This is a genomic window from Streptomyces sp. NPDC007856 (assembly GCF_042868225.1).
Classification (GTDB): Bacteria; Actinomycetota; Actinomycetes; order Streptomycetales; family Streptomycetaceae; genus Streptomyces.
Genome location: NZ_JBIAEC010000067.1, coordinates 1,321 through 7,890, shown reverse-complemented (window position 1 = coordinate 7,890; position 6,570 = coordinate 1,321). Strand labels below are relative to the sequence as shown.

General features: G+C 68.2%; 1 protein-coding gene and 1 pseudogene. One reads left to right on the top strand and one right to left on the bottom strand.

Going from position 1 to position 6,570, the window contains the following annotated elements; all coding sequences use genetic code 11:
* A pseudogene (locus ACFYOH_RS44105) lies at positions 1-405 on the bottom strand (hypothetical protein); the annotation flags it as partial.
* A gap of 43 nt (positions 406-448) precedes the next feature.
* Here ACFYOH_RS44105 and ACFYOH_RS44100 point away from each other — a divergent pair.
* Positions 449-6,570 (top strand): hypothetical protein (locus tag ACFYOH_RS44100; protein WP_388637840.1); only part of this gene is annotated, 6,122 nt, incomplete at its 3' end.

Sequence of the window (6,570 nt, the reverse complement as noted above, 5' to 3'; positions counted from 1 at the left end):
GCCCGTGCCGGCCCAGGAGCCGCCGTCCGCAGCCGACCTGGCCTTCGCGGCACTGACGGGCGGCACCGCCGTACAGCACGGGCTCGCGCCTTCGGGAACGACCGGCGCGAGAGAGGACCGCCTCGATTCGCTGGCCGGGACCCGGCCGGCGACGGCCGTCCCTTCGCCCGCCGGCGGCACACTGCCCACCGCGAGCACCGACCCCGCCGCCACCGCCCTGGCAGCACAGGCGAACACAGAGATCCCGCGGACCGCGCCGGACCAGACACCGGCTCCTGACCCGACCGGGAACCGGGAACCACTCCCCCAGACCCCAATCCGCACAGCGTCCGGGAACGACGTCAACTCGCCGTCCAGGGGGACACGTGCGCCCCAGCCGGCGCCCAGCAGGGCGAGCCGGTCCACGTCGAACGATCCCTCGCCGGACCGGACGCGGCCCGCCGGGCCCGTGACGCAGGCCGAACGCGAACGCGAAACCTGGCGGAACCTGTTCGCGGCACCCACCGACCAGCGACAGGCCGCCATCGACGAACTGACCGCCCGGCGGGGCGGCATCCCGCCGACCCCGGAGGAGATCGACCTGCGGCAGACGGTCGGCGAACAACTCGGCGCTCTGCCCGGCGTGACGATCACGGTGGACGACGCGGCAGACGCCGGGCACCAGACGGCGGCGGCCATGTTCATGGACTCGCTGGGCGACCTCGGCTACCCGGGCCGGATCACCGTCGTCGCATCCGACACCGTGCGAGACCAACTCGCCAACCTGATACCCGACCACATCAAGCAGAACGTCGACTGGCAGCCCCCGACAACGCGCTCCGACGCGCGCCCGCGCGGCGGCCGGGACGACACCACCACCCGCCTCGACGGCGACTCTCTGCTCCCCGCCGGTGCCGACGACCGGGCCGCCGGAAACGGAATCGTCCGGCAGGAACTGCACAACACCGAAACGGCCCTGTCCGCGCTCGCCGCGCTCCCGCCCGCACACGGCGACGGGCTGCTGCTGCCCCAGGACGTGCTGCAGAGAGTCGCCGGCACGCTGCGCCAGGACGAACTCAACTCGAACCTCGGCAACGCCTCTCACACACGCCAGACGGCGGACCAGCACTCCGACGCTCCGTCACAGACCGGCAGCCGGCAGCCCGCGAGAGCCGCCACCACCGGCACCGACCCGCACACGCCCGCGCCCGCCACCCCTGCGCCCGTCACCCTCGAAGAGCGCGGCCCGGGCGGCGCCACCACCATCACCCCCGAGCAACTGGACGGGCTCCGCACCGCCCTGGAGACCCACCGCGACGAGCAGACCACCCGCATCCGGACCACCGGTCCCGCCAGGGTCACACCTCGGCAGGCCGCCCTCGTCGCCGAGGCGCTGCGCCCCTCCCTGCGCCCCGACACCGCACTCCACGCCACCTTCGGCACACCCCACACCCACGCCACCACACCCACACCGCCCACGGCCCCCACCACATCCACCGACAGGGATGGCAGACAACCAACGGCCGCGGTTACCGAGCAAGTCGACGCCACGGACGATGAACTCGCGCGCCCGGCACCGAAGCGACTGCGGACGGAACGGCCCAGACAGCGTGATCCGTTGCACTGGGCGGGCGGGGCGCGGGACACCGGTCTGGATCCGACCGGACTGCCGCTGGGGCACACGCTGGTGGTGGAGAGGCCGCGAAGCGGTGGTGTGGTCATGGTCGACCCCTCGGCCGTGACGACGCCCGAGGAGAACGGCAAAGCGACCGGGAAGCGGACGCAGTCCGGATCGTGGACGCGTTTCGAGCTGCCGGACCCGGACCGCCCACACGCCTTCTTCGGCTACGACGTCGGTGACGACGGCAACATCCGCTTCCACGACGGTCGGCGGACGGTCGTCCTGCCCGCCGACGGCTGGATCGCCCACGGCGACGACTTCCTCCACCTCGGTGAAGAAGTGCTGCTGCGCGGAGACACCGGCTGGATCGGCCGGATCGACAACTGGGACACCCTCCGTGACACCTTGAACGACACCGAACCCACGCACAGAGTCCACAGCGACGGCCAAACCGTTCACGTCCTCCCCCAGAACGGAATCGCCAGCCCCGGCATCCGTCTTCCCCTGATCCCGAGCCGCGTGGCGGTTGCAGCGAAGGACGAGTCGTTCATGGCTGCGGCCAAACGCATCACGGAGGAACTGTCGGAGGAAATACCACGGTTTGCGCGCGAGGTGGGTACGTGGACCGAGGACGTGCACGCCGTCGCTCGGCCCTACGGTGTCGGGACACCACATCATGCCGCAGAGCCCCTCCCGGCAGCCTCCCACCAAGAGGCTTCCGGTGGTCGGGCGCGGGGTCAGGTCGGACCGCATGTGCCCCGGGTCCTGGACCGGCCGGGTTTCGAGGCTGCTGTGAGGGCTGCTGTGGCTCTCCACCGGGAGCAGGGAGCTGACGGGGTCGGTGTGAGTGGCGACCGGGATGCCTCCAGGCCGGTGTCGCTGTCCTCGCACGAGTTGTCGGCACAGGAGTGTCTGCTGTTGTTGGGCGTTCTGCGGGATGAGCTGTTCCCGCAGGGTGTGGCGCCCGCGCACGCGGTGGACGACAGCGTGCTCGGTGTGCGTCCGCAGGAGAGTCGGCTTGCTCTCGGCGCGCGCTGGAAGTCGGTCGGTTCCTGGGAGGGAGTCGAGACCGCTCTGGCGGAGGGCAGCGTCGCGTTCGTGCTGGCCCGGCGTCCTTCGGGTAAGGGCCACGCCGTTGCCGCCTACCGTCTTCCGGCCGATCGGCTCGGAAGGCGGGGCAGGGTCGTATGGGTTGACCTCGCGGCTGGCGGGAAGCCCAAGATTTCCACGTCTCTCCCCTCCGACATCGTCCTTGTCGATACGAAGGCAGTCATCGTCGATCTCGCGGGCAGGGTCGTCCCCGATGCCCTGCCGGATTTCCGGCCGTCCGCCTCGACCGCTCATGCCTTGGTCGACGCCTCCGCCGACCATCAGTACGGCGCCATCGGCATGGAGCTCGAGTGGGAGCGCTGGGGTGTGCTGATGCCGGAGGGCGTGCAGCCCGACATCTCCTACTCGATCATGATGGCGGAGGGCGACACCCTGACAATCAGCATGGAGGACTGGGACAAGCCCACGCCGTTCATCGAAACCGTCGGCAGACCTCTTCGTGTGCTGCTGGGGGACCAGGGCCGTCACGCGAAGGAGGCCTTCTTCCGCGAGGCGATGGAGCTGCAGATGCGGCTTTCCCGATCGTCGGGAACAGTTCCCTTCCTGGATATTTTCTCTCGTTCGCTGGGGTTTATCCCACGCCCCGACATCAAGGAGGTGCTGCGGGAGACGCGGCTCTACCCCATCCCCGGCCGCGTGGACAGGATCACTCCCCAGTACACCGTCGGTGTTCCCCTCAGCGGCCTGTATGACCTGCTGATCCATGTCCGTGACTCGACGCCGGACGACTCGCCCTATCTCCGGCAGCACATCGACAACGCCCTGCGGTTCGGCAGCGAGATCGCCGTTGATTTCGCCAGTACGGTCATCGAGGAACTGCAGGGTCTGCGGCTGCCCCTTCAGGCGGCCGATCTGCTCGACCGGGTCGAGGACGTCCGCACGCTGCGCGGAACCATGGCCTTGGTCTACACGCAGGTCGCCGCCTGGGCGTACTGGCCGGCTCTCCGCCAGATCTCTGTGGATCCGCCACTCTCCAAGAACTTGACCGCGGTGATTTCCCGAACCTGGCTGAGCGGACTCCTCGCTGGCCTTTCTCCGCGTGTCCAGACGTACCTCGCGGACAAAATCCCGTATATCCGGAAACTGTTCTCGGACTACTTCATTCTCGGCCTGATGAACGACGGGCTGTATGCAGACGAATTCAGGCGCGTGCCGATAGCCGATTTTCTGCACATCTCGATCGGGGTGGAAGGGCTCACGCTCGGCGACTACCTGGAATCGGGACTGCGGAATTCCGCGCGCCGTCTGGACCAGGCAGAAATCCACGGCATGCACATGTCTTTCCCGGACCTAGACACCAACGACGGGAAACTCGATATCCCCTTGGCCGTCGAGGAACTTCGCTTCTACGGCGACGACGCCCAGGGCTTCGACGAGATGACCCGCAGGTTCGACACCCTCGCCAAACTGAGCCGAGAACTCTACGAAGACGCCCAGAACCTGCGCGACAGCAGCCAGTCGCAGCGGTCATCGCGCCAGGTGCAGATTCTGGCTGAACTGGCCCGCAGCGATGACGCTTCGGCCTCCGCTCTCATGAGCTTTCTCCACGGGGCCGCCTCGCTCGACGCGGCACTGCCTCATGCCATGTCCGACGGGTTGCTCCTGCCCACCGCTAGCGTCCAGACGGTCGCACGCGGCGTGATCGACGCAATGCGGGTCACGGCCTTCAACATGCCGCACGCGGGGGCACTGCCGGCGATCGAGGCTGCAGTCCACCACATCGGCGGCCTCATCAGCTACCTGGACAGCCTGCCGATGGCGTCCCTAAGCGGCGAGCAGCGCCGGCTACTGGCTGATGTGAAGCAGACTGCGACGATGCTGTGCAGCACACTCGACCATGTGCTGGCAGACGCGGATGTACGACACAATGCCGGCACTTCCGCTTCTGCACGGGACAAGGGCAAGGGCCGGACCGCGGACGTGGAATCGCAGACAGAGACCGCCCACGGCTCCGTCCTCTCCACGAACCATGAGCCTCTTCAGAACGGCCGCCGATCGGGTGACGTCCGGGGGTACGAGCAAGCCCGGCCCGGTGGGCTAGGTCGTCATCTAGGCGCCCAGGCCCCGGTATCCGTCCACGACGCGTGGGACGCCTTCGCAGACCGGGACCCCCAGGCCGCCAACGACCTGCTGACCTTTACCCGGTCGCTGATCAGGAAGCAGGCTGCCGGATACGGCGACAGCGACGACGCCGTCAAACGGGCCTACGCCGCGCTGGCACCCACCGAACTGAACCGTCCTCTACCCGCTCAAGCCGAGGCACTCGCCAACCAGGTGATCGCCGGATACCGGTACCTCATGCCCGGCGGGGTCGATGGGAACCTGTCCCACCTCGGCGATCAGGCATTCAACAGCGGCGAACAGGACGCGGCATCGGTGGGTCCGTCCCATGGCGACAGCAACAGCGACGGCGACAGCCTTTTCGGCGGCAGTCCTGGGCCCAGTCGCCAGGTCAGCCCTGTTCCCGGTCCTGACCACGCAGACCGTGCTCAGGCCCCGTTCGGCCTGGCCTTGCCGGGCGGCGATCAGTACTGGCTTCCGGCCTTGCCGGGCGGCATTCTCCCTCCCGCCCCGGGAGGGCACGCAGCCATGCCTCGCCCCACGCCTTTCGACGTGGACAGCTACATCATCCCGCGTAGCTCCACAGATGCCCGCGGTGTCCTCAACGGCGAAGCAGATCTGCTCTGGCACATGCCGAATCGCCCCGAGATGCCGTGGGCACGCGCCACGACCGATCTGGCCCAGTTGACGTCAGAGGATGCGAAGGCCGTCCTGGCGGTTGTAGGGGCCCACTCGCGCGCAACATTCGGAATGGTCTGGGACCACGTCTACCAGACCCTCGGGATCCGGCTCACCGCGGGCAATCTCCACCGCCTGCATCACCGGTCCCGGCAGGACCTTGGCACCGGCGCCGGCTACGAAGGCATGGCCCGCACAGCTGAAGAGACGGGCCTGACAACCTCACAGGTCCCCGCTGACGGCGACTGCCTGCTCCACTCCCTGGCCCACCTCACCACCACTCCCGGCCAGCCGCCCCCCTCACCCGACGACGTGCGCAACACCCTGGCCGACCACTTCGCCCAGCACCGCGACGGCGACCTCCAACACCTCACCGAAGCCATCATCAACGCCCACGCCAACGACCTGGCCGACGTCGTCATACGCCGCGACAACTACCCGGACGAACTGCACACCCATCTGGCCAACCAGTACGCCGCCTTCTACCGGCACTCCCCGACCGACACCCAGGAACTCCTCACCTTGTTCACACAGGCACTGCGCAGCCCGGGTCACTACGACAGGGTCGTCGGCGACGTCACCCCCTACATCGCAGCCCACCACTACCACGTCAACCTCAGCATCCTGGAAACGACCACCGGCCACATCCACACCATCGACACCCCCGGCACGACCCGCACCTGGCACCTCGTCCGAAGCGACTACCACCGCCACTGGCTCCCCGCCCACCCCAATGCCCCCACCAACCCCCGCCACGACCAGCACATCCAAAACCTCCGCGAGCACGGCCTCGCCTCCGGCCTCCCACTGCAGACCCGCAACTGGCTCACCAACGTCAGATGCGGGAACACCGCAATCTCGCCGACCCACCTGCAACAACTGCGCGATCTCCACGTCCCGAACCTGGAAAAAGTCCAACCACGCGAGGACAGCGCACCACTCACCCACGACCAGCACATCCAAAACCTCCGCGAGCACGGCCTCGCCTCCGACCTCCCACCGCAGACCCGCAGATGGCTCACCAGGGTCAGATCCGGACGTACCACGGTCTCGGAGGTCCACCGGCAACAACTGCGCGATCTCCACGTCCCGAACCTGGACAACGTCCGCACACGCGAGGA